16 protein-coding genes and 1 tRNA gene are annotated in these 20,766 nt (G+C 36.7%); 2 read left to right on the top strand and 15 right to left on the bottom strand.

From position 1 onward, the window contains the following. Positions 1-18: 18 nt before the first annotated feature. From dnaB to A9G40_RS03690, 4 genes are all read right to left on the bottom strand, one after another. Positions 19-1,443 (bottom strand): replicative DNA helicase, encoded by a 1,425-nt coding sequence (gene dnaB / locus A9G40_RS03705; RefSeq protein ID WP_065582005.1) that lies wholly within the window; start codon positions 1,441-1,443, stop codon positions 19-21. A gap of 54 nt (positions 1,444-1,497) precedes the next feature. Next, positions 1,498-2,289, bottom strand: a complete 792-nt coding sequence (truA, locus tag A9G40_RS03700; protein ID WP_065581953.1) for a tRNA pseudouridine(38-40) synthase TruA — start codon at positions 2,287-2,289, stop codon at positions 1,498-1,500. After that, the gene (locus A9G40_RS03695; RefSeq protein WP_065581952.1) at positions 2,276-3,295 is read right to left on the bottom strand and encodes an aspartate-semialdehyde dehydrogenase; all 1,020 of its coding nucleotides are present in this window, start codon (positions 3,293-3,295) and stop codon (positions 2,276-2,278) included. The genes truA and A9G40_RS03695 overlap by 14 nt, the downstream gene beginning before the upstream one ends. 266 nt (positions 3,296-3,561) lie before the next feature. Beyond that, the gene (locus tag A9G40_RS03690) at positions 3,562-4,572 is read right to left on the bottom strand and encodes a hypothetical protein (protein WP_065581951.1); all 1,011 of its coding nucleotides are present in this window, start codon (positions 4,570-4,572) and stop codon (positions 3,562-3,564) included. A gap of 391 nt (positions 4,573-4,963) precedes the next feature. Here A9G40_RS03690 and A9G40_RS03685 point away from each other — a divergent pair, with 391 nt between their 5' ends. After that, entirely contained in the window at positions 4,964-6,010 is a 1,047-nt protein-coding gene (locus A9G40_RS03685; protein ID WP_065581950.1) for a LacI family DNA-binding transcriptional regulator, read from the top strand. A 78-nt stretch (positions 6,011-6,088) separates the two neighbouring features. Here the strand turns inward: A9G40_RS03685 and truB are convergent, their stop codons facing one another. The 11 genes from truB to A9G40_RS03630 all read right to left on the bottom strand — a co-directional run bounded on the left by truB (position 6,089) and on the right by A9G40_RS03630 (position 19,192). After that, positions 6,089-6,991 (bottom strand): tRNA pseudouridine(55) synthase TruB, encoded by a 903-nt coding sequence (gene truB, locus A9G40_RS03680; RefSeq protein ID WP_065581949.1) that lies wholly within the window; start codon positions 6,989-6,991, stop codon positions 6,089-6,091. A gap of 61 nt (positions 6,992-7,052) precedes the next feature. Next, positions 7,053-7,430 (bottom strand): 30S ribosome-binding factor RbfA, encoded by a 378-nt coding sequence (rbfA, locus tag A9G40_RS03675; protein WP_065566718.1) that lies wholly within the window; start codon positions 7,428-7,430, stop codon positions 7,053-7,055. Positions 7,431-7,495: 65 nt separating this feature from the next. Beyond that, positions 7,496-10,132, bottom strand: coding sequence for a translation initiation factor IF-2 (gene infB / locus A9G40_RS03670; protein ID WP_065581948.1), 2,637 nt, complete (start codon positions 10,130-10,132; stop codon positions 7,496-7,498). 17 nt (positions 10,133-10,149) lie between these two features. Then, the gene (nusA, locus tag A9G40_RS03665; RefSeq protein WP_065581947.1) at positions 10,150-11,625 is read right to left on the bottom strand and encodes a transcription termination factor NusA; all 1,476 of its coding nucleotides are present in this window, start codon (positions 11,623-11,625) and stop codon (positions 10,150-10,152) included. 16 nt (positions 11,626-11,641) lie between these two features. Then, positions 11,642-12,103: a ribosome maturation factor RimP gene (gene rimP / locus A9G40_RS03660; RefSeq protein ID WP_065581946.1), complete on the bottom strand. Its 462-nt coding sequence runs from the start codon at positions 12,101-12,103 to the stop codon at positions 11,642-11,644. 191 nt (positions 12,104-12,294) lie between these two features. Beyond that, positions 12,295-12,371 (bottom strand) — tRNA-Met (locus A9G40_RS03655). Positions 12,372-12,572: 201 nt separating this feature from the next. Beyond that, positions 12,573-13,385 (bottom strand): tryptophan synthase subunit alpha, encoded by an 813-nt coding sequence (gene trpA, locus A9G40_RS03650; protein WP_065581945.1) that lies wholly within the window; start codon positions 13,383-13,385, stop codon positions 12,573-12,575. Next, entirely contained in the window at positions 13,382-14,575 is a 1,194-nt protein-coding gene (trpB, locus tag A9G40_RS03645) for a tryptophan synthase subunit beta (RefSeq protein ID WP_065581944.1), read from the bottom strand. Before trpB ends, trpA begins: the two co-directional genes overlap by 4 nt. Further along, positions 14,568-15,983 carry a bifunctional indole-3-glycerol-phosphate synthase TrpC/phosphoribosylanthranilate isomerase TrpF gene (trpCF, locus tag A9G40_RS03640; protein WP_065581943.1) on the bottom strand — a complete coding sequence of 472 codons (1,416 nt, stop codon included), beginning with the start codon at positions 15,981-15,983 and terminating at the stop codon, positions 14,568-14,570. The genes trpB and trpCF overlap by 8 nt, the downstream gene beginning before the upstream one ends. 15 nt (positions 15,984-15,998) lie before the next feature. Then, positions 15,999-17,630 (bottom strand): bifunctional anthranilate synthase glutamate amidotransferase component TrpG/anthranilate phosphoribosyltransferase TrpD, encoded by a 1,632-nt coding sequence (trpD, locus tag A9G40_RS03635; protein WP_065581942.1) that lies wholly within the window; start codon positions 17,628-17,630, stop codon positions 15,999-16,001. Further along, positions 17,630-19,192, bottom strand: a complete 1,563-nt coding sequence (locus A9G40_RS03630; RefSeq protein WP_065581941.1) for an anthranilate synthase component 1 — start codon at positions 19,190-19,192, stop codon at positions 17,630-17,632. Before A9G40_RS03630 ends, trpD begins: the two co-directional genes overlap by 1 nt. Before the next feature lie 612 nt (positions 19,193-19,804). Here A9G40_RS03630 and A9G40_RS03620 point away from each other — a divergent pair. Continuing rightward, entirely contained in the window at positions 19,805-20,713 is a 909-nt protein-coding gene (locus tag A9G40_RS03620; RefSeq protein WP_065581939.1) for an SPFH domain-containing protein, read from the top strand. Positions 20,714-20,766 lie beyond the last annotated feature (53 nt).

The following is a 20,766-nucleotide window of genomic DNA, read 5'->3' as shown; positions in this document are numbered from 1 at the left end:
GTTTATTAAGTTTAATCGTTATTCATCATCAAAATATTTACTGGAATCAGCATAATTATCAAAACGCGAAAATTGACCTTGGAATTTTAATCGTACTTTACCAATTGGACCATTACGCTGTTTACCTAAAATAATTTCTGCAATGCCTTTATGTTCAGATGCTTCATTATAAACCTCATCACGATAGATAAACATAATCACATCGGCATCTTGTTCGATCGATCCTGATTCACGTAAGTCTGAGTTAACTGGTCTTTTATCAGCACGTTGCTCCAAACTACGATTAAGCTGAGATAGCGCAACAACAGGAACTTGTAATTCTTTAGCCAAGGCTTTTAATGAACGCGATATTTCAGCAATTTCTAAAGTACGATTTTCAGAAATATTCGGTACACGCATAAGCTGTAAGTAATCAACCATTATCATACTTAAGCCTTTATGTTCACGATAAATACGTCTTGCTCTTGAGCGTAACTCCATTGGCGTTAAACCTGATGAGTCATCAATATAGATATTTTTCTTTTCGAGCAATAGTCCCATTGTGCTTGAAATTCTTGCCCAATCATCATCTTGCAGTTGTCCTGTTCGAATTTTCGTTTGGTCAACACGTGAAAGCGAAGCTAGCATACGCATCATGATTTGTTCTGAAGGCATTTCTAAACTGAATATTAATACTGGTTTTTCTTGTTCTAGTGCGGCATTTTCGCACAAATTCATAGCAAAAGTGGTTTTACCCATTGATGGCCTTGCCGCAATGATAATTAAATCGGAACGCTGTAACCCTGCCGTTTTTTTGTCTAAATCAATATAACCCGTTGAAACACCTGTCACGCCATCATGTGGGCGTTGGAACAGCTCTTCAATTTTAGCGACAGTGGCCTCTAATACTTCGGTAATACTTTTAGGGCCTTCGCCTTGTTTCGTTCGGCTTTCGGCAATCTGAAAGATTTTACTTTCTGCAAAGTCTAAAATTTCAGTGCTATCTCGCCCCTGAGTAGCGTAACAGTTATCAGCAATTTCGTTAGAAGCGCTGATAAGCTCACGCAAAATGGCTTGTTGGCGAATAATATCGCTATAAGCAACAACATTAATCGCACTTGGGGTGTTTTTAGAAAGCTCCGCTAAATAAGCAAAACCACCTACATCGGCTAATAGGTCTTTACTTTCAAGACTTTCTGAAAGGGTAATTAAATCTATTGGTGTCCCTTTGCTGACCAAGGTATGCATTTCAGAAAAAATCAATTGATGATGACGCGAGTAAAAATCCCGCTCAGTGATCATTTCAGATACCGCATCCCAACGTTGATTATCAAGCATCAAGCTACCCAGCACCGCTTGTTCAGCTTCGATTGAGTGCGGTGGAAGCTTAATATTATGTAAATTTGATTTTTTCGCTTCTTGATTTTTATAATCTTTGTTTATGCTTGTTTCATTAGTGTTCATTACATTCATCTTTTTAATTCATTCATTTTTAAATAATCTAATTTATCTAATCAGTTATTTTAGAAACAAGGGGCCTAAATCCTGTGTTGGTATTTGATATTCAGATGGGTAATCCACCTGAACCAAGTATAACCCGTCAGGTTTTGCCGTTGCAGCAGCTTGCGTTCTGTCTTTAGCTTGTAATAACTCATCAATCCATTTTGGATGCTTATTACCAGCACCTACTTCAAGTAAACTGCCTACAATATTGCGCACCATGTGGTGAACAAATGCATTGGCTTTAATATCAACAACAATATATTCACCTTGTCGCCAAACTTCAATATGGTGAATATTACGCCATGGGGTTAATGATTGACACTGCGCCGCTCTAAACGAGGTAAAATCATTTTCACCTAATAAATATTGTGCAGCTTGATGCATTAAGGTTTCGTCCAGTGGCAAATAATAATGTGATACTCCTTTAGCTAAAATCGCCGGTCTATAACGGTGATTATAGATCACATAACGGTAACGCCGAGCCGTTGCGCTAAATCTAGCATGAAAGTTATCATCAACCATTTGTGACCAGCGCACTGCAATATTATTAGGTAAATGCGAATTAACTCCCATTGTCCAAGCACTAGGTGATCGCACTGTTTGGGTTTCAAAATGAATAACTTGCCCTGTTGCATGTACACCGGCATCGGTTCGACCAGCGCAAAATACGTTTATTGGTGAATTAGCAATAATCGATAGCGCAGATTCCAGCCGCTCTTGGATGGAGTCAACAGCGCGTTGCCGTTGCCAGCCAAAGTAATCACTACCATCATATTCAATACCCAGAGCAATTTTACAGGTAGTCATTAATGAGGATCTCAAGTGTCTCAATTAGCATTAGCGCACCCAAATAACGGATATTATCAGCAACAGACCAAAATTGAATTTGTTCATAATGACCATAACTGTGTCTTAAATTCGATAATTTAATAGTTAGCTGATTTTCTGATTCAGCGCTGACTTCAGTTACCGGAGTTGGTAAGTTATCGTTTTGCACCTCAACACCAAACTCACCAAAACGGGTCATATCTAATTCAATTGGCAAGCTGCTTGATACATTAATGGCTTGTGACACGCCATAAAACACCGGCACAATAACTGACTCAATCGAGACCGGTAAATCATAATTACTAAGTACTTTACGAATTTGGTTAACTTGTGACTTTTCACCTAACATTGAGTCATGATGTTCGTGCGATATAGGTAATAAGTTAAATGCCAATTGTTTGTCAAATAATTCATTATCAACTGGCATACCATTTAGTAAACGAGCACTTTGTCCAGCAAGCTCATCAACACCAGGCTTACCATACAAAGATGCAGGAATAAAACTGGTAGCATGTAAATTAGTTAATAATTCAATGTCAGTTAAAGACGCAACACATCGCAACAATTGGCATACAGTCGCACTTGCTACCGCTATAATGTTTTCATTACGATATTCGGTTAACACACTATTATTAACTTTTGGCACGACTAATGGAATGTGGTCTTGCTCGGCAAAATAACCACTTGCATCAATAACCACACAACCCGATTCTGCCGCAATTTGCGCGTAATTTTCACTAACTTTAGCGCTAGCCACAAAAAAGGAAAAATGACACTGGCTCCAGTCCATTTGTGCGCTATCGGTGACAGTTAAATTTTTGCCAGCATAACGAACAACTTCGCCAGCACTATTATCACTACCAACTAAATAGAGGTTGTCAATTTTTAAACTATTCTCTTGTAAACTACGTTGTTGTAATAATTCAACTAGCGCAGAACCCACTTGTCCTGTCGCACCAACAATAGCAATATTCCATGCAGACATATTTATAACCCAACTAATAAAAAAATTTAGCGATAATTATACCACTATATTGTTCAATATAGCGGAAAAAGATATTTGGTAGTAGCAATAGATGATTATATCTTATCGAGTAGTTTATATAAATATATAAATAATTCATTGTGTTAAATTTACTTTATTGTTTTAACCTTTCAATGATTTAGTCTTATTCAAATCTGCATGAACTAATGTATCTTTTGCAAATAAATTTTATGATAACCAATGAGTATAGGTTATTACCTCCCATACTAATTGGCTAATTCACTTTCTATGTGTTTTATTGCTTGTCGTTGCTGTTCAATTAAACAAGTCAACACTTTGTTTAAATAAGGATCAATATCCCGTTCGTAAATTGGCGCTAGCGTTGTTAAACAAGCTTTATTCATATTATCATTTAACAGTGAAAACGATTCTTGCTGATGTTTTTTGTTATCAAGCAATTTTATTTTCTTTTTTAGCTGATCTTGATAATAATTATATACTCTAAAACCAAGGCTATAATCAGAAGAACCAGTATTAGGCAATTGATTAAAAAGTTCAATTGACTGTTCTAATGTTATACCGTACTCAACAGCGCCTTCATGAAAATAGGTATTAAATTGATTTGGGTAAATGATTTGGTAAGTTGCTTCTGGCGCTCCAATTAATACTTCTTTAAGCATAAATTTCATATTACTTGTATCAATATTGTAATGTTTCCACAATCGAGGAAATATTCCAGACTGAGATTCTACTGGTTCTGATTTTATAGACAATAATGTATAAATATCGCCACTTGGTGCTATATAGTAATATTGAAAACCATGCCAAAGATCTGGATTATCAGAAAAAGCGTTATTTGCTAATAATAGTTTATCACTTACCTGATTTTTGTTGATCAAAGATAATGTAATATTTCTTCCTAAATTAGGTAAATATTCTTGATTTTTGCTATCAGGGTTAGCTAGAGCAATGCCCAATTTCAGTTGAAAATCGTTACCATTATAAACAAAAGAATTATCATTGATTAAATCATCTAATTTTTTAAAATCAAATTTTAAATTATGCAATGGGCAACGACTGTTATATTTTATCTTTTCTTTTTTATCAAGTTTTTGATATTCATCTTCGTTCCTTAAACAATCCTGTTCTAATTGATATAAATCAACCCTAGCAAAGAATGGCTCACCACGATATTTTGGATTAATATCAAGAGTATGACCATAAGTAAAAAAACTCAGTATCAATAGCATTGCATTAAAGAAATGTATTAGTTTCATATATAATTATTACTACCTTATTATTAGCGAAGTAATTCAATTATATATTTTTTGTCAATTGAGTAAAACACGCTCTTTATCTGTTTATAGTGCACAATGCCATATCTATAACTAACGCTATATTCACTATACATTAATCCCTAGCTGTTGATTAATTATTTACTCATATTTTTAATTACCAAGCTGACATTACACTCTATTTGGTCATGTATTAAGGTGAAAATATGGTTGCTTCCATAATTTTCAATCAAACATATTAATTTGAGCTTTATTAAATAAATTATGATGGATGTTTTGGAACACAGATCCAAAAAATAAATGCTATCGGATTACAAATTGGAAGCTTACCGCTAAAGTAATCAACCATAGTTATCACTTAAGATTATTCATTATGGCAAAAAGCACACTATCAACCATTGCAAAACAAGCTAATTTATCAATAGCCTCAGTATCAAGGGTTTTAAATAAACCCCATTTAACCTCGCCAATGACGCAATCTAAAGTGTATAAGGCCATTGAAGAACTAAATATTGACATTCATGACAATTTTAAATCATCGATGAATGCTAATGGCTCAAATAAAATACTTGTACTTGATAATCAATTTATCACTCGAACTTTAATAAATTGTGGTTTAGAACAAACCTTGAAACAGGCAGGTTATATCATTTTTTATTTTCGCTTTCCTTATCAAACTAAAAAAGATATTTATTATTTAATTAAATATATTAATCAAAACAATTTTGCAGGCATTTTAATCATTAATGATGCACCCTATTTATCAGAATTAAGACATTTTAAAAAAATCTTACCGCCCTTTGTCCTAGCTAATCATTTTTCGCTTAATTATGCATGTGTCTATTTTGACCATTTAGTCATTGGCTACCAAATAACGCAATATTTGCTAAATAATTCACATACTAAAATCGCAGTTTTATTTAATGATAACAATAATCATAGCTCCATACTTTTTTTGCAAGGCTATAAACAAGCTTTGTTAAGAAAAAATATAACGATTAATACAAATTATCTTATTCCAAATTGCATTACTTATGAGCATGGCAGATCAGCAATTAAAAGGCTAATCGATAGTAATAATCCCCCAACAGCTATTGTCTGCTGTGATAATACAAATTTAAATTATTTGGATGAAAATTACCACAACGAACAACATTACCTATCGCCTTATAGTGTCGTTTTAGGAGCTTTACATCAGGCCAATGAAAGTGAAGCTCAACTTATGCAGCCATTAATCATTACTTATCTTAGTCACTCACAAAATAGGCAATATAATGAATTAGATAGGTTAAGCCGAATAAATAAGCCTTTGTATGAAATGGGGAAAGCGTCTGCAACTTTACTTTGCAAACGCATACACAATAACAAGAAAACAATCAAACAATGCCATATTATTGAAGCTGAATCAATATTTTATTAAGCCATACATTTAAATAGTCTTTTTACTAACTTTGTTTTAGCCAATAACACTAAAAACTATATACAATACAATGGTATATTAAGAGATTGATACTAAGCGTTTTGGTGACAGTTGCCTAAATCGTTGCGTTCCTACGCCAATAAATTGTTTGCCTTGATAGATTCTTACTTGCGTTTCAACTGGTATGCTATTATCAAGTTCAATACTCCGCCCGAATAAAATGTCTTTACCTTGCTCATCAGTTAATGTCACTTTTTGGCAATCTTGTAAGGGGCTATCAATTGGCATTAGCAACTCATCTTGCAACACCATATTTTGTAAATCATCTAAAGTGACCATTTTTTCAATTGGGTAATTGGCAACTTGTAATCGTCTTAAATAAATAACATGTGCCCCACAATCCAGTAGCTCACCTAAATCATCAATAATGGTTCGAATATAGGTTCCTTTAGAGCAATGTATCTCTAACGTTAATTCGTTTTTTATGGTATCAAATTGGATAAATTGATTGTCATAAACGGTAATAGGTCTTGCCTCTCGCTCAATAACAATACCTTGGCGAGCATATTCGTAAAGTGGTTTACCTTGATATTTCAATGCCGAAAACATGGTTGGCACTTGTAAAATGTCACCGCGAAAATGCGTTAATGCTTCATTAATTTGCGACTCGCTTATGTTAACGGGTTTGCTACAAATAATTTGACCATCAGCATCAGAGGTATCAGTACGCTCGCCGAGTTTAGCTATTACTCGATAACGTTTGTCTGAATCCAATAAATACTGTGAAAATTTGGTCGCTTCACCAAAACAGATAGGCAGCATGCCTGTCGCTAATGGATCAAGTGCCCCTGTATGCCCTGCTTTTTTGGCATTAAATAGTTTTTTCACCTTTTGCAGTGCGTCGTTTGATGTCATACCTTGTGACTTATCTAGCAACAAAACGCCGTGAATATCACGGCGGGCTTTTTTTATATTCATCATTTTTATATTGAAACACATGTTTACCTGAAAATTTTGACAAATATCAGGGTTGTTTTTAATATTAATCTTTGTGACGCTCATTATCTTGTTTAATCACATCCGCAACCAAACTCGACATCTGCATACCTTTAACTAATGACTCATCATAAAAGAATTTGATTTCAGGAATGATTCGCAAGCTCATAGCTTTGCCAATTAAGGTACGAATATAACCTTTAGCTTCATTAAGGACTGTTAAACCTTGTTCGATAACTTGTGGATCATCATCATTTAAGAACGTCACAAAAACTTTAGCGTACGAAAGATCACGCGAAATATCAACACCTGAAACGGTTACCATGCCTAAACGTGGATCTTTAATTTCACGTTGTAGGATAATTGCAATCTCTTTTTGTAATTCATGTCCAACCCGAGATGAACGATTAAATGCTTTTGCCATATCTATTTCCCTTAAAAAATGAATAAGCAAGGCTAAACCTTGCTTATAACATTAATATGTTGTAATTAGATCGTACGTTTGATTTCGATAGTTTCAAAGACTTCAATCGTATCGCCAACACGAACATCGTTGTAGTTACGCACACCAATACCACATTCTGTTCCGTTACGCACTTCGTTAACATCATCTTTAAAGCGACGTAATGATTCGAGTTCACCTTCATAGATAACCACGTTATCACGTAGAACACGAATTGGGTTGTGACGTTTAACCACACCTTCGGTTACCATACAACCGGCAATTGCACCAAATTTAGGTGATTTAAATACATCACGCACTTCAGCAAGACCAATAATTTCTTGTTTGTATTCTGGTGCAAGCATACCGCTCATGGCTTGTTTAACTTCGTCAATCAGATCATAAATTACTGAATAGTAACGAAGATCTAAGTTTTCTGATTCAATTACTTTACGTGCGGATGCATCAGCACGAACATTAAAGCCCAAAATAATCGCATTTGATGCAGCAGCTAGAGAGGCATCAGTTTCTGTGATCCCCCCCACTCCTGATCCGATAATTTTAACTTTAACTTCATCTGTTGAAAGTTTAAGTAATGAGTCAGAAATCGCTTCAGCAGAACCTTGAACGTCCGCTTTTAATACGATATTGAGTTCAGAAACATCGCCTTCTGTCATGTTAGTAAACATGTTTTCAAGTTTCGCTTTTTGCTGACGAGCAAGTTTTACATCACGGAATTTGCCTTGTCGATAAAGAGCAACTTCACGCGCTTTCTTTTCGTCACGTACAACGGTGGCTTCATCACCAGCAGATGGCACACCAGACAAGCCGAGGATTTCAACCGGTATCGATGGGCCCGCTTCTGTTACTTCTTTACCAAGTTCATTGCGCATAGCTCGAATGCGCCCATATTCAAAGCCACAAAGAACAATGTCGCCTTTACGTAAAGTTCCTGATTGGACAAGTACTGTTGCAACAGAGCCTCGACCTTTATCAAGGAACGACTCAATAACTACGCCACTTGCCATACCTGATTCGTATGCAGTCAGTTCAAGCACTTCAGCTTGTAATAAAATAGCTTCAAGAAGTTGATCAATACCAGTTCCCGCTTTTGCCGAAACATGAACGAACTGAGTATCTCCGCCCCAATCTTCTGACATGACACCATATTGGGCTAGTTCACCTTTTACACGCTCGGGATCGGCTTCTGGTTTATCAATTTTGTTTACCGCAACAACCATTGGCACATTTGCCGCTTTAGCATGTTGGATAGCTTCAATGGTTTGTGGCATAACGCCATCATCAGCTGCAACAACGAGCACGACTATATCAGTTGCTTTAGCACCACGAGCACGCATTGATGTAAAAGCCGCATGACCTGGAGTATCTAAGAACGTAATTTCACCATTAGCGGTTTTCACATGGTAAGCACCAATGTGCTGAGTGATCCCCCCCGCTTCGCCTGAAGCAACTTTTGCTTTACGAATATAATCAAGTAATGAAGTTTTCCCGTGGTCAACGTGTCCCATAATGGTTACAACAGGGGCACGAGAGACTTTTTCTGCACCAGTATCACGATCACTCATTAGTAATTCTTCTAGTTCATTTTCACGACGAAGAACAACTTTATGCCCCATTTCTTCAGCAACAAGTTGCGCTGTCTCTTGATCAATGACCTGATTGATGGTTGCCATCGCACCCATTTTCATCATAGTTTTGATTACTTCTGAACCTTTTACTGCCATCTTATTAGCTAGTTCAGCCACAGTGATGGTTTCACCAATAACAACATCACGATTAACCGCTTGAACTGGTTTATTAAAGCCCTGTTGTAAGGTACTTTTGCCTTTCTTTTTATGACCACTACGTGTTGCTGCGCGAGCTTCTTCTCGCTCTGCTTTACCTTCTGATAATTTGCTACCTTTTTTCTGCTTGGTCTGTTTAGTGTTACGACCTCGACCACGAGCACTTTCAACTTCACGATCGGTATCGTCTTCAGCTGCTCTGGCGTATTTAGAGGTCGTCACATGATAATCTTCATCTTCGGTATTATCATTATCTTCAACAGCGTTATATTGTTCAGCTAGCTTACGAGCTTCCTCTGCCATGCGTTTAGCATCTTCCTCTAATTTTCGGCGATTTTCTTCTTCAGCTTTACGTTTAATTTCGTTAGCTTCTGCCTCTAAACGTGCTTTTTCTTCTTGGGCTTTTTTCACTTTTGGATCAACTGAGTGTTCTTGCGCAGCTTTAGCTTTTTCTTCTTGAGCACGTTTTTTCGCTTCTTGCGCAGCTTTCTTTTCTTTTTCCTCAGCTTCTTTGCGGGCTTTTAATTCGGCTTCTTCCTTCGCTTTTTGCTCAGCTTCAAGACGAGCCTTTTCTTGCTCTGCAGCAATTTCGGCTGGATCGCGTTTGACAAAAGTTCTTTTTTTACGAACTTCTACTTTGATTTCCTTGCTTTTGCCACCACCGCTCGACACATTTAAGGTTGAGTGCGTTTTACGTTGCAATGTTAACTTTGTTGGGCCTTGCTGAGGTTTTAAATAAGCAAGCAAAGCTTCTTTTTCCTTTTGTGTCACAGTATCAGATGCTGATTTATTCATACCTGCATCGGCAAACTGTTGCAAAAGTGTTTGCACTGGAGTGTTTATCTCTTGAGCCAGTGTTTCGATTGATACTTTGGTCATGTATTACTTTCCCTCAATTATTCATCTGCAAACCAACAAATATTACGTGCAGCCATAATAAAATCGCCAGCTTGTTCGCTTGTTAAGCCTTCAATATCATTTAGATCATCGGTACCTTGTTCTGCTAAATCTTCCAAAGTAATGATGTCATGTTGCGCTAGTTGATAGGCTAATTCTTGTGTCATACCTGGCAATTCGAGTAAATCTTGCGCAGGTTGTTTATCACCACTATTTGCTAGAGCCATTGTTGTCAATGCGTCTTTTGCTCGGCTTCTCAATGCTTGAACCAAATCTTCATCCAATTCATCAATTTCAAGCAACTCGTCAACTGGCACATAGGCAAGCTCTTCGAGCGAAGTAAAGCCCTCTTCAACTAATAACTGTGCAAGTCCTTCATCAATATCAAGATGTTTAATTAAATTATTGATTGCAGCAAAAGATTCTGCATGGTGTTTTTCTTGCAACTCTTCGGTAGTCATCACATTTAGTGTCCAACCAGTAAGCTGAGAAGCTAAACGAATATTTTGACCATTTCGACCAATAGCCTGCGGTAAAGTTTCGGCATTGACAGCTACATCCATGGTGTGCTTATCTTCATCAACAACAATCGAAACAACATCAGCTGGTGCCATGGCGTTAATTACATATTGTGCTGGATTATCATCCCATAAAACAATATCAACACGCTCACCACCAAATTCATTCGAAACAGCTTGAACTCGTGCACCACGCATTCCCACACAAGCACCGACAGGGTCAATACGACGGTCATTACTACTCACCGCAATTTTAGCACGGGAACCAGGATCACGAGCCACGCCTTTAATGTCAATCATTTCTTCACCAATTTCTGGTACTTCAATACGGAATAGCTCTTCCATCATTTCTGGATTTGAACGACTAACGCAAAGTTGTGCGGGTTTATTGTTTTGCTCAATTAGATATAAAATACCACGTACACGGTCACCAATTCGGAAGTTTTCACGCGGTAACATATCATGACGCGACATCATGGCATCTGCATTATTGCCTAAATCTAGGATCACACTGTCGCGATTGGTTTTTTTGACAATACCAGTCACAATATCACCAATACGATTTCTAAACATGTCAATTACCATGGCACGTTCAGCTTCACGTACTTTTTGCACAATGACTTGTTTCGCTGTTTGTGTGGTAATACGGTCAAAAGCTACCGATTCAATTTGCTCTTCAACATAATCACCCAGTTTGACAGATGCATCTTCATATTGTGCTGCATCCAACGTCATTTCTTTAGTTGGTTGCGTAACTTCATTAACCACAAGCCAACGGCGGAAAGTGTCGTAATCACCTGTTTTATGATCAATTTTTACTATAACATCAATATCAACAGCGTGCTTCTTTTTAGTGGCCGTTGCTAATGCGGTTTCTAATGCTTCGAAAATTTTATCGCGCGTAAGCGCTTTTTCGTTTGATACCGCTTCAACAACAGCTAAAATTTCTTTATTCATCCTTTACACCCGTACTCTATTTAAGGTTAAAATTAGGTACTATATTCGCTTTTTGAATGTTACTAAAAGCAAACACTTCATCATTATCATCCACAGTTAATGTAATCATCTCATTATCAATAGACTTAATACGTCCTTTCCACTTACGCTGGTTAGCAACAGCAATACGTAAACTAATTGCGACTTCTTCACCAACAAAACGTTGATAGTGTTCTATCGTAAACAAAGGCCTATCCATACCAGGCGATGAAACTTCAAGATTATAAGCATCCTTGATAGGGTCTTCGACATCAAGCACTGAGCTAATTTGTCGGCTAACATCAGCACAATTATCAACAGTTATACCATTTTCATTATCAATATAAACACGTAACACAGGATAACGGCCACGAATGTATTCAACACCAACTAATTCAAAGCCTAGTGCATTCACAGGTTCTTGAATGATATCGGTCAATTGCTGTTCTATATTAGCCAAACAAACCTCCACTGCAGAAAATAAAAAAGGGCATGAAGCCCAACATTCTTTTTAAACTTACGCTTAAATCTCAACACGCAAAAAAACCTCGACATGCGAGGCTTACATTTAAAAACTAACTATTAATGAAGCCACTTTATTTTAACTTCCAAACAATAACAGAATAGATGGTTTATGAATGAAAATTCAAGTGGTTGCGGGGGCTGGATTTGAACCAACGACCTTCGGGTTATGAGCCCGACGAGCTACCAAGCTGCTCCACCCCGCGATAGATGAATGAGAATTATACCGTATTTTGAATAAAATGCAACTTAAAATCCCATTAATTTTATTAAATATGCTTGAAGTTATCAAACAATATCACCTGTTACTTTAGATGTGGGTATCAATAAATTTAAGCATAACAATGAAATGAATATTGGCGCAATAACCGTTTTTTCAAGTCTATTATTGCGACCATTACTTATTACTATAATGACTGACTAGTTGCCTTTTTCATTGTTTGAACAAAATGCGCTAACTGGCTAAGCATTTGTTCAGGATTATCAAGATTTTTCTCAATAATTTTAACCGTTGCCGAACCACTAATGGCTCCTGCCGCACCTGATTTAATCGCTTCGCTAACTTGATCTGGTTCGGAAATACCAAACCCTTGGATAGCAGGAGGAGCACCAAACTCCGTCAATTTTTGTAATAAATGAGTAAGGGGTTTATTAGCACGATTTTCCGTGCCTGTAACTCCAGCACGTGAGACTAAATAGGTATAACCTTTACCATGCTTAGCAATATTTTTAATGACTTCATCATTAGCATTAGGTGGACAAATAAAAATTGGCGCTATATTGTATTTTTCGGCCGCCACTGTAAATTCTTTTGCATATTCAACAGGTAAATCGGCAATCAATACCGAATCAATTCCCGCTTTGGTGCACTTGGCATAAAAATTGTCGATACCATTTTTGAAAACTAAATTAGCATAAATAAGTAACCCTATTGGAATATTAGCGTAATGTGCTCTAACATTACCTAAAATCTCAAAACACTTTTCAACGGTTATTCCTCTTTTAAATGCACGTATATTGGCATTTTGAATCGTTGGCCCATCAGCCATTGGATCTGAAAATGGGATGCCTAATTCTAAAGCATCAGCGCCTGATTCAATCAAGGTTTGGATGATTTTAAAAGACAGTTCTGGCGTTGGATCACCAACAGATACAAAAGGAACAAAAGCACCTCTTTTTTCGGCTGTCAATGTTGCAAACAGTTTTTGATAACGGCTCATTCAACTTCTCCTTTTGCTCTTAAAATGTCATAAACGGTAAAGATATCTTTATCGCCACGGCCTGATAAGTTCACAATCAATAATTGTTCTTTGTTTGGGTTTTCTTTGATCATTTTAATAGCATAGGCCAAAGCATGAGATGACTCTAATGCTGGGATAATACCTTCACTACGTGATAAAGCCTTAAAAGCGTCTAATGCTTCATCATCAGTAATTGAAACGTAATCTGCTCGACCAATGCTATCTAAGTAAGCATGCTGAGGACCAACTGATGGAAAATCTAATCCAGCTGATATTGAGTAGGATTCTTCAATCTGTCCTTCATCAGTCTGCATCATAGGTGATTTCATACCAAAGTAGATGCCAAGCTTACCATGTTTTAACGAAGCACCATGTTCACCACTTTCAATACCATGTCCGCCAGGTTCAACACCAATTAATCTGACCGTTTTTTCTTCAATAAAATTAGCAAACATACCAATTGCATTTGAACCACCACCAACGCAAGCAATTACTGCATCAGGTAGGCGCCCTTCTTTTTCAAGGATTTGTTGTTTAGCTTCACGGCTGATCATCTGTTGAAATTCACGTACAATTGTTGGGAAAGGATGCGGACCCGCTGCCGTACCAAGCATATAATGGGCTTTTTCATAACTTCCAGACCAATCACGCAATGCTTCGTTACAGGCATCTTTTAAGGTTGCAGATCCTGTTTCAACGGGAATTACTGTTGCGCCCATCAATCGCATTCTAAATACGTTAGGTGCTTGGCGTTTAACATCTTTTGCACCCATATAAATTCGGCATTTTAAGCCAAGTAGTGCGCAGGCTAAAGCCGAAGCAACACCATGTTGCCCTGCACCTGTTTCGGCTATAATTTCAGTTTTGCCCATTCTTTTAGCAAGCAATGCTTGTCCTAAAACTTGGTTAGTTTTGTGCGCACCACCATGCACTAAATCTTCTCTTTTTAAGTAAAGCTTGGTTTTGGTGCCTGCCGTTAGATTTTTACATAAAGTTAATGCTGTTGGTCTACCTGCATAGTTAACTAATAAATCGTTAAACTCTTTCTTAAAGTTTGGATCGTTGATTGCAGAGATAAAAGCATCTTCAAGTTGTTCAAGCACTGGCATTAATATTTGGGGAACATATTGCCCACCAAATTCGCCAAAGTAAGGGTTTAACTTAGACATAACTATTCCTTTTTTTAGATAAAAATTTAATTTGTTCAAATACAGCTTGGATTTTTTGTTTATCTTTTATTCCGGGTAAAACTTCAACGCCTGAGTTAAGATCAACACCAATGACACCCGTTGCTATAGCTGATTTTATATTTTGTGGGTTAATGCCACCAGCTAAGATGACATTATTTAAATTATGATCAGTAAGTATAGACCAATCAAAATGTTTGCCCGTACCACCAGCTCCATTATCAAATACGTAACGAGAAACTAATGAATTACTATATTTGGGCATAACATCACCAATACTCAATGCTTTCCATATTTGGCAATCTTTTGGTAACTGGTAACGTAATTTTTGTATATAATTGTCATCTTCATCGCCATGCAGTTGAACTGCATATAGAGATAGTTGTTTTGCTATTTGGCACACAATTTCGATCTCTTCATTTTGAAAGACCCCTACCCAATTAAGTGGTGCTCCTGCAATCACTGTTCGAGCTTTAACTGGTTGTATATAACGAGCAGAATTTGGAGCAAAAATCAAACCGCCATAGACCGCACCCGCTTGATAAGCACTTACAGCATCTTCGACACGGGTTAAACCACAGACTTTATTTTCACCCAACATCACTTTACGAATTGCCAGTTCTAAATTAGGTTCAGACATCAATGCACTGCCGATTAAAAAGCCATTAGCGTAAGTACTGAGCTCTTTAACCTGATTGTGAGTATAAATGCCCGATTCACTAATAATTATGCGATTATCAGGAATGGATTTAGATAACACTTTTACCCGATTTAGATCAACCGTCAGATCCCTTAAATTACGATTATTAATGCCGATTACTTTAGCACCAAGTTGAATAGCTCGCTCGACTTCATCTTCAGTGCTAGCTTCAGTTAATATCCCCATGTTAAGTTGATGAGCAATATGGCTTAAGTGCCGATATTCATCATCAGTCAATACAGATAGCATTAATAGTATCGCATCGGCTTGATAATAACGAGCTAAATAGATTTGGTATTCGTCGATAATAAAGTCTTTACAAAGCACTGGTTGTGTGACTTGATTACGAACTAACGGCAAAAATTCAAAACTACCTTGGAAATATTTTTCATCAGTCAGCACCGATATTGCCGAAGCATAATTTTTGTACACTCTAGCGATATGGGCTGGATCAAAACCATTTCGAATCAATCCCTTTGATGGTGATGCTTTTTTACACTCTAAAATAAACACATTTTTGCGTTGATTTAGTGCCTGATAAAAATCACGATCACTTGGCATTACCATTGATTTAAATGTATCAAGTGGTCTTATGGCTTGTTGTTCAACGAGCCATATCTGTTTATCTTTAATGATCTTTTTTAATACTGTTGCCATTTCAACATCTTTTGCTAAGGCTGCAATTGTCATGTTATTCTCCATTTGTTATCTTGCGGCTAATTGTTGTAATAGCAAATAAGCTTTACCACTATGCATCATTTCGATTGCTCGCTGAGCATTTTGTTTTAAATCTGAATCGCCAAACAAGCTCATTAACATCGCGACATTAGCGGCAATTGCTGATTCATGTGCGGGTTTACCATGACCTTGTAAAATAGCAATTAACATATCACGATTCTGTTCAGGTGTCCCACCTTCAATATCTTTTAAGGTAAATGTCGGCAACCCAAAATCATCTGGAGTCAGCGTAAAATAGTCAATTTGACCCTCCTTAACTTCGGCTACTTGAGTTTCACCATGAATAGCAACTTCGTCCATACCCGCACCATGCACCACATAAGCATGTTTGTAGTTAAGCATTTTTAATGTTTCAGCAATCGGTTTAATCAAATCTGGATGATATACGCCTAATAAAATCCGTTTTGGACGAGATGGGTTAATCAACGGCCCTAACACATTAAAAATAGTTCGTGTTTTTAACTGCTGACGAACTAACGCTGCATGGCGAAAACCTGAATGATATTGCTGAGCAAACAAGAAGCATACGCCAAGATTGTCTAATGCCTGCCGAGATGCTTGTGCAGACATATTCAATTTAATACCCAAAGCGGAAAGCACATCTGAGGATCCCGATTTGCTTGATACACCACGATTACCATGCTTAGCCACTTTATAACCTAATGCAGCTGCCACAAAGGCACTTGCCGTTGAGATATTAATACTATTAGAGCCATCGCCACCAGTGCCAACAATGTCGGTAAAATCATAATCTGGCACGTCAAAAGCATCTGCATTTTCAAGCAAGGCCTGCGTTGCACCGGCAATTTCATCAGGTGTTTCACCGCGCACTTTCATACTAATAATTGCAGTAGCTAATACTGTTGGTTCTATCTTACCTTGAATAACTAAATTGAATAATATTTTACTTTCTTCTTGTGTGAGCAATTGCCCTAAATATAATTTATTTAGCACAGGTTGAATGTTGTACTCTTGCTTATCGACTATAGCTTCTTGTTTTGACTTTCCTTTTTTCTCTGATGAATTAAGCGCCCAATCAATAGTTTGTTCTAGTAATTTTCCCCCTTGAATAGTTAAAATCGATTCAGGGTGAAACTGAAAACCACAAACCCGATCTTCATCATTACGTACCGCCATGACAATATTATTGAAAATCGCATTAATAGTCAGATTTTTTGGGATATTTTCTCCTTTTAAAGAGTGATAACGCGCAACAGGTAGTGGGTTTGGTAATCCTGTAAACATTGCTTGCTCATCATGCTCAATTAAAGATGCCTTACCATGCAAAATATCGCCAGCTGGCACAATCGATCCCCCATAGGATTCCACAATAGCTTGATGACCAAGGCAGATACCAATAATGGGCAATTTACCTTTTAAACGTTTTAACAGTTCTGGCATGCATCCAGCATCACTTGGTGCTCCTGGACCTGGTGATAACATTAAAATAGGGTTTTGCATTTGTGATAATTTTTCAATAATTACATTTGCAGGAATAGTATTTCGATAAATCGTCACACAATGCTTACTATTGCGTAATTGATCGACCAAGTTATAAGTAAAAGAATCAATATTATCAATAAATAAGATATTAGCCATTAGAATACACCTTCTACATTATGTGCTGCCATGATAGCTCGAATAACTGCACGTGCTTTATTACGTGATTCATCAGATTCTGATTGTGGTTCAGAATCTAGCACCACACCACTACCAGCTTGTACTGTCGCTATGCCATCTTCGACATAGGCACTACGAATCACAATACAGGTATCAAGATCGCCATTTGCGGTAAAATAGCCAACAGCACCACCATAGCTACCACGTTTAACTTTTTCTGATTCAGCAATTAATTGCATCGCACGAACTTTAGGGGCTCCTGTTAATGTTCCCATATTCATAGTGGCTTGATAAGCATGAAGCGCATCTAAATCACTTCGTAACTGACCAACCACACGCGAAACTAAATGCATCACAAAAGAGTAACGATCCACTTTTAGCAAATCTTTGGTATAACGGGTTCCGGGTTTACAAATACGTGCTAAATCGTTGCGCGCTAAATCAACTAACATTAAATGTTCGGCTAGTTCTTTTTTATCGGTGCGCATTTCAAGTTCTAACCTACTATCTAAATCAAAATCAATTTCACCATTTGTGGTTAATCCACGTGGACGAGTACCGGCAATTGGATAGATTTCAACTTGGTTGGTTGCTTTAGTATATTTAAGTGCGCTTTCAGGTGATGCGCCAAATAAGACAAAATCTTGATCTTGCATATAAAACATGTAAGGGCTTGGGTTATGGATTTTTAATACCTGATAAGCAGATAACGGCTCAGGGCAAGGTAGTGAAAAACGCCGTGATGGTACAGCTTGAAAGATCTCCCCCTGCTGAATAGCATCTTGCATCTTTTTCACCATCGTGTTGAAATCATCATCACTTTTATTACAAGTCACATTAATATTAGCAAACGATTTTGTATAAATGGGCTTCATTGGTTGATTTAACGTTGCTTGTAGGTCAGCTAATCTTAATGTCAACCGTTCAATTTCTAGTGCATCAGACGTAAAGGCTGTTGATTTTAAAATTGACACATGATCCTGATGATTTATTTCTAATAATGTTTCTGCTAAATAAAAACAGAAATCTTGGCAACGTTGCTCACAGGGCAAAATAGGAAGCTGTTCAAAACTAGCGACAAGGTCATAACAAAATAGGCCGCCAACAAAAATTGCATCTTGCCCATATTGTTCGGTATTATCTACAATAGTTAATAAGGTTCTTAATACATCAAAGACGGATAATGACTTTAACCTTGAATCTTCATCTTGCATATTATTAATAGTAGGAAATACCAATTTAAGCGTTTGTTCATTCAGTTGGATATTATCTAACTTATCTAAAAAGTTTTTTTGTAATAAAGGTAATAGTTTTTCGCCATTTTTAGTCAAAGCCTTAACAGTTACTTCATTGTTAATTGCTGAAATACGTAAGGCACTATCAACAATCATGACACTTTTAATTCCTTGCTTATTATCTATTTCAGCAGATTCAAGCAACAATGTTGCAGGTCTACTATCACATAATTGATAAAACACTTGGGCGGGATTTTGATAATAATCAATCGTTTTGGTGATCTGCGTTAGTACGTGCTTGTTCATTGTTGTCTCTCTATTTATGTTTAATTTTAATTCATACCGATTTTTACTTTGCTTAAAACAAAAAAACCCGCCTAGTGCGGGTTTTGTAAATTAAGACAATACTTCACTACATTACCCACAAAAAGCAATGCACCACCAACCAAAGCTAGCGACTTGACAAAGGTGAGAAAAGAAATATTGACGTTTCATTATGTTATCTGTTTAAAGTAAATTTTGTACTATTAAACTAGTTCATTGATTCTATGTCAAGTAAATAATAACATATAAAAATTTATCACTTCCTAATTAATAAACGAGATAAAAAACAAAGATTCAATTATTCTTCAATTTTTTGATCAAATCGACAATATCCCATCCCTCTTTTAACGTAAGCGTCTCGCACTTGACTGCAAGGATAGCTTTTTTTAATTTCTTGTTCTAATTTACTTTGCTTATCCCATGGTAAATTTTGAGATTTAACATTTTGCAACTTATCAACGCATGAATTATAGGTATTAACAAATTCGAACAATCATAAATTTCATTATAAAAATCAATTATAACTAGTCAAATAATAAAATAATGCTTAGAATAACTAGTCATATTTAATTATAAATATAAGGAAATTAAACTATGCCAGTATTTTATATCGCCATCTGTGTTATTGTTTTACTTGCTTTAATCACCGTTTTGAAAGGCATTACTATTGTTCCCCAAGGTTATCAATATACTATTGAGCGTTTTGGTAAATATACACATACACTTGAACCAGGTTTAAACATCATTATCCCTTTTATGGATGGTGTTGGTCGTAAAATTAATATGATGGAACAAGTTCTTGATATTCCATCACAAGAAGTGATATCGAAAGATAACGCCAATGTACAAATTGATGCCGTGTGTTTTATTCAAGTGCAAGAAGCTGCCAGGGCAGCATATCAAGTTAATCAATTAGAACGTGCTGTGATTAATTTAATGATGACCAATATTCGTACCGTTTTAGGTAGTATGGAATTAGATGAAATGTTATCCCAACGTGATCACATTAATTCTAAGTTACTAAATATTGTTGATGATGCAACAAGTCCTTGGGGAATAAAAATCACGCGCATCGAAATTCGAGATGTTCGTCCACCGGCAGAACTCATTGCTGCGATGAACGCACAAATGAAGGCTGAACGTAATAAACGTGCGGAAATTCTTGAAGCGGAAGGTATTCGTCAAGCAGCAATTTTACGCTCAGAAGGTGAAAAACAATCTGAAATTTTAAAAGCTGAAGGTGAAAAACAATCAGCCTTTTTACAAGCCGAAGCGCGTGAACGTGCTGCCGAAGCTGAAGCTAGAGCAACCCAAATGGTATCAGATGCCATTGCAGCAGGTAATATAAATGCCATTAACTACTTTGTTGCACAAAAATATACTGAAGCGCTACAACAAATTGGTTCAGCTGATAACAGTAAAGTTATTATGGTGCCTCTTGATGCGTCAAGTTTAATGGGCAGTATTGGGGGTATTGCTGAATTGCTTAAAAATACGAAATAGAAATCGAACTTTATACTTAAACACAATATTTCCTAAAACTTTTTGATAAAAGT

The organism is Gilliamella sp. Nev3-1 (genome assembly GCF_001690435.1).
GTDB lineage: Bacteria > Pseudomonadota > Gammaproteobacteria > Enterobacterales > Orbaceae > Gilliamella > Gilliamella apicola_C.
The sequence above is the reverse complement of the archived record's forward strand: the minus strand, read 5'-3'. Positions and strand labels throughout refer to the sequence as shown.

Excerpts from the sequence above, each read along its gene's own strand:
- infB (WP_065581948.1), bottom strand. The coding sequence starts at position 10,132 with ATGACCAAAGTATCAATCGAAACACTGGCTCAAGAGATAAACACTCCA.
- dnaB (WP_065582005.1), bottom strand. The coding sequence starts at position 1,443 with ATGAACACTAATGAAACAAGCATAAACAAAGATTATAAAAATCAAGAA.
- trpD (WP_065581942.1), bottom strand. The coding sequence starts at position 17,630 with ATGGCTAATATCTTATTTATTGATAATATTGATTCTTTTACTTATAAC.
- A9G40_RS03690 (WP_065581951.1), bottom strand. The coding sequence starts at position 4,572 with ATGAAACTAATACATTTCTTTAATGCAATGCTATTGATACTGAGTTTT.
- nusA (WP_065581947.1), bottom strand. The coding sequence starts at position 11,625 with ATGAATAAAGAAATTTTAGCTGTTGTTGAAGCGGTATCAAACGAAAAA.
- A9G40_RS03685 (WP_065581950.1), top strand. The coding sequence starts at position 4,964 with ATGGCAAAAAGCACACTATCAACCATTGCAAAACAAGCTAATTTATCA.
- rbfA (WP_065566718.1), bottom strand. The coding sequence starts at position 7,430 with ATGGCAAAAGCATTTAATCGTTCATCTCGGGTTGGACATGAATTACAA.
- truB (WP_065581949.1), bottom strand. The coding sequence starts at position 6,991 with ATGATGAATATAAAAAAAGCCCGCCGTGATATTCACGGCGTTTTGTTG.
- trpCF (WP_065581943.1), bottom strand. The coding sequence starts at position 15,983 with ATGACAATTGCAGCCTTAGCAAAAGATGTTGAAATGGCAACAGTATTA.
- A9G40_RS03695 (WP_065581952.1), bottom strand. The coding sequence starts at position 3,295 with ATGTCTGCATGGAATATTGCTATTGTTGGTGCGACAGGACAAGTGGGT.
- A9G40_RS03630 (WP_065581941.1), bottom strand. The coding sequence starts at position 19,192 with ATGAACAAGCACGTACTAACGCAGATCACCAAAACGATTGATTATTAT.
- trpB (WP_065581944.1), bottom strand. The coding sequence starts at position 14,575 with ATGTCTAAGTTAAACCCTTACTTTGGCGAATTTGGTGGGCAATATGTT.
- A9G40_RS03620 (WP_065581939.1), top strand. The coding sequence starts at position 19,805 with ATGCCAGTATTTTATATCGCCATCTGTGTTATTGTTTTACTTGCTTTA.
- truA (WP_065581953.1), bottom strand. The coding sequence starts at position 2,289 with ATGACTACCTGTAAAATTGCTCTGGGTATTGAATATGATGGTAGTGAT.
- trpA (WP_065581945.1), bottom strand. The coding sequence starts at position 13,385 with ATGAGCCGTTATCAAAAACTGTTTGCAACATTGACAGCCGAAAAAAGA.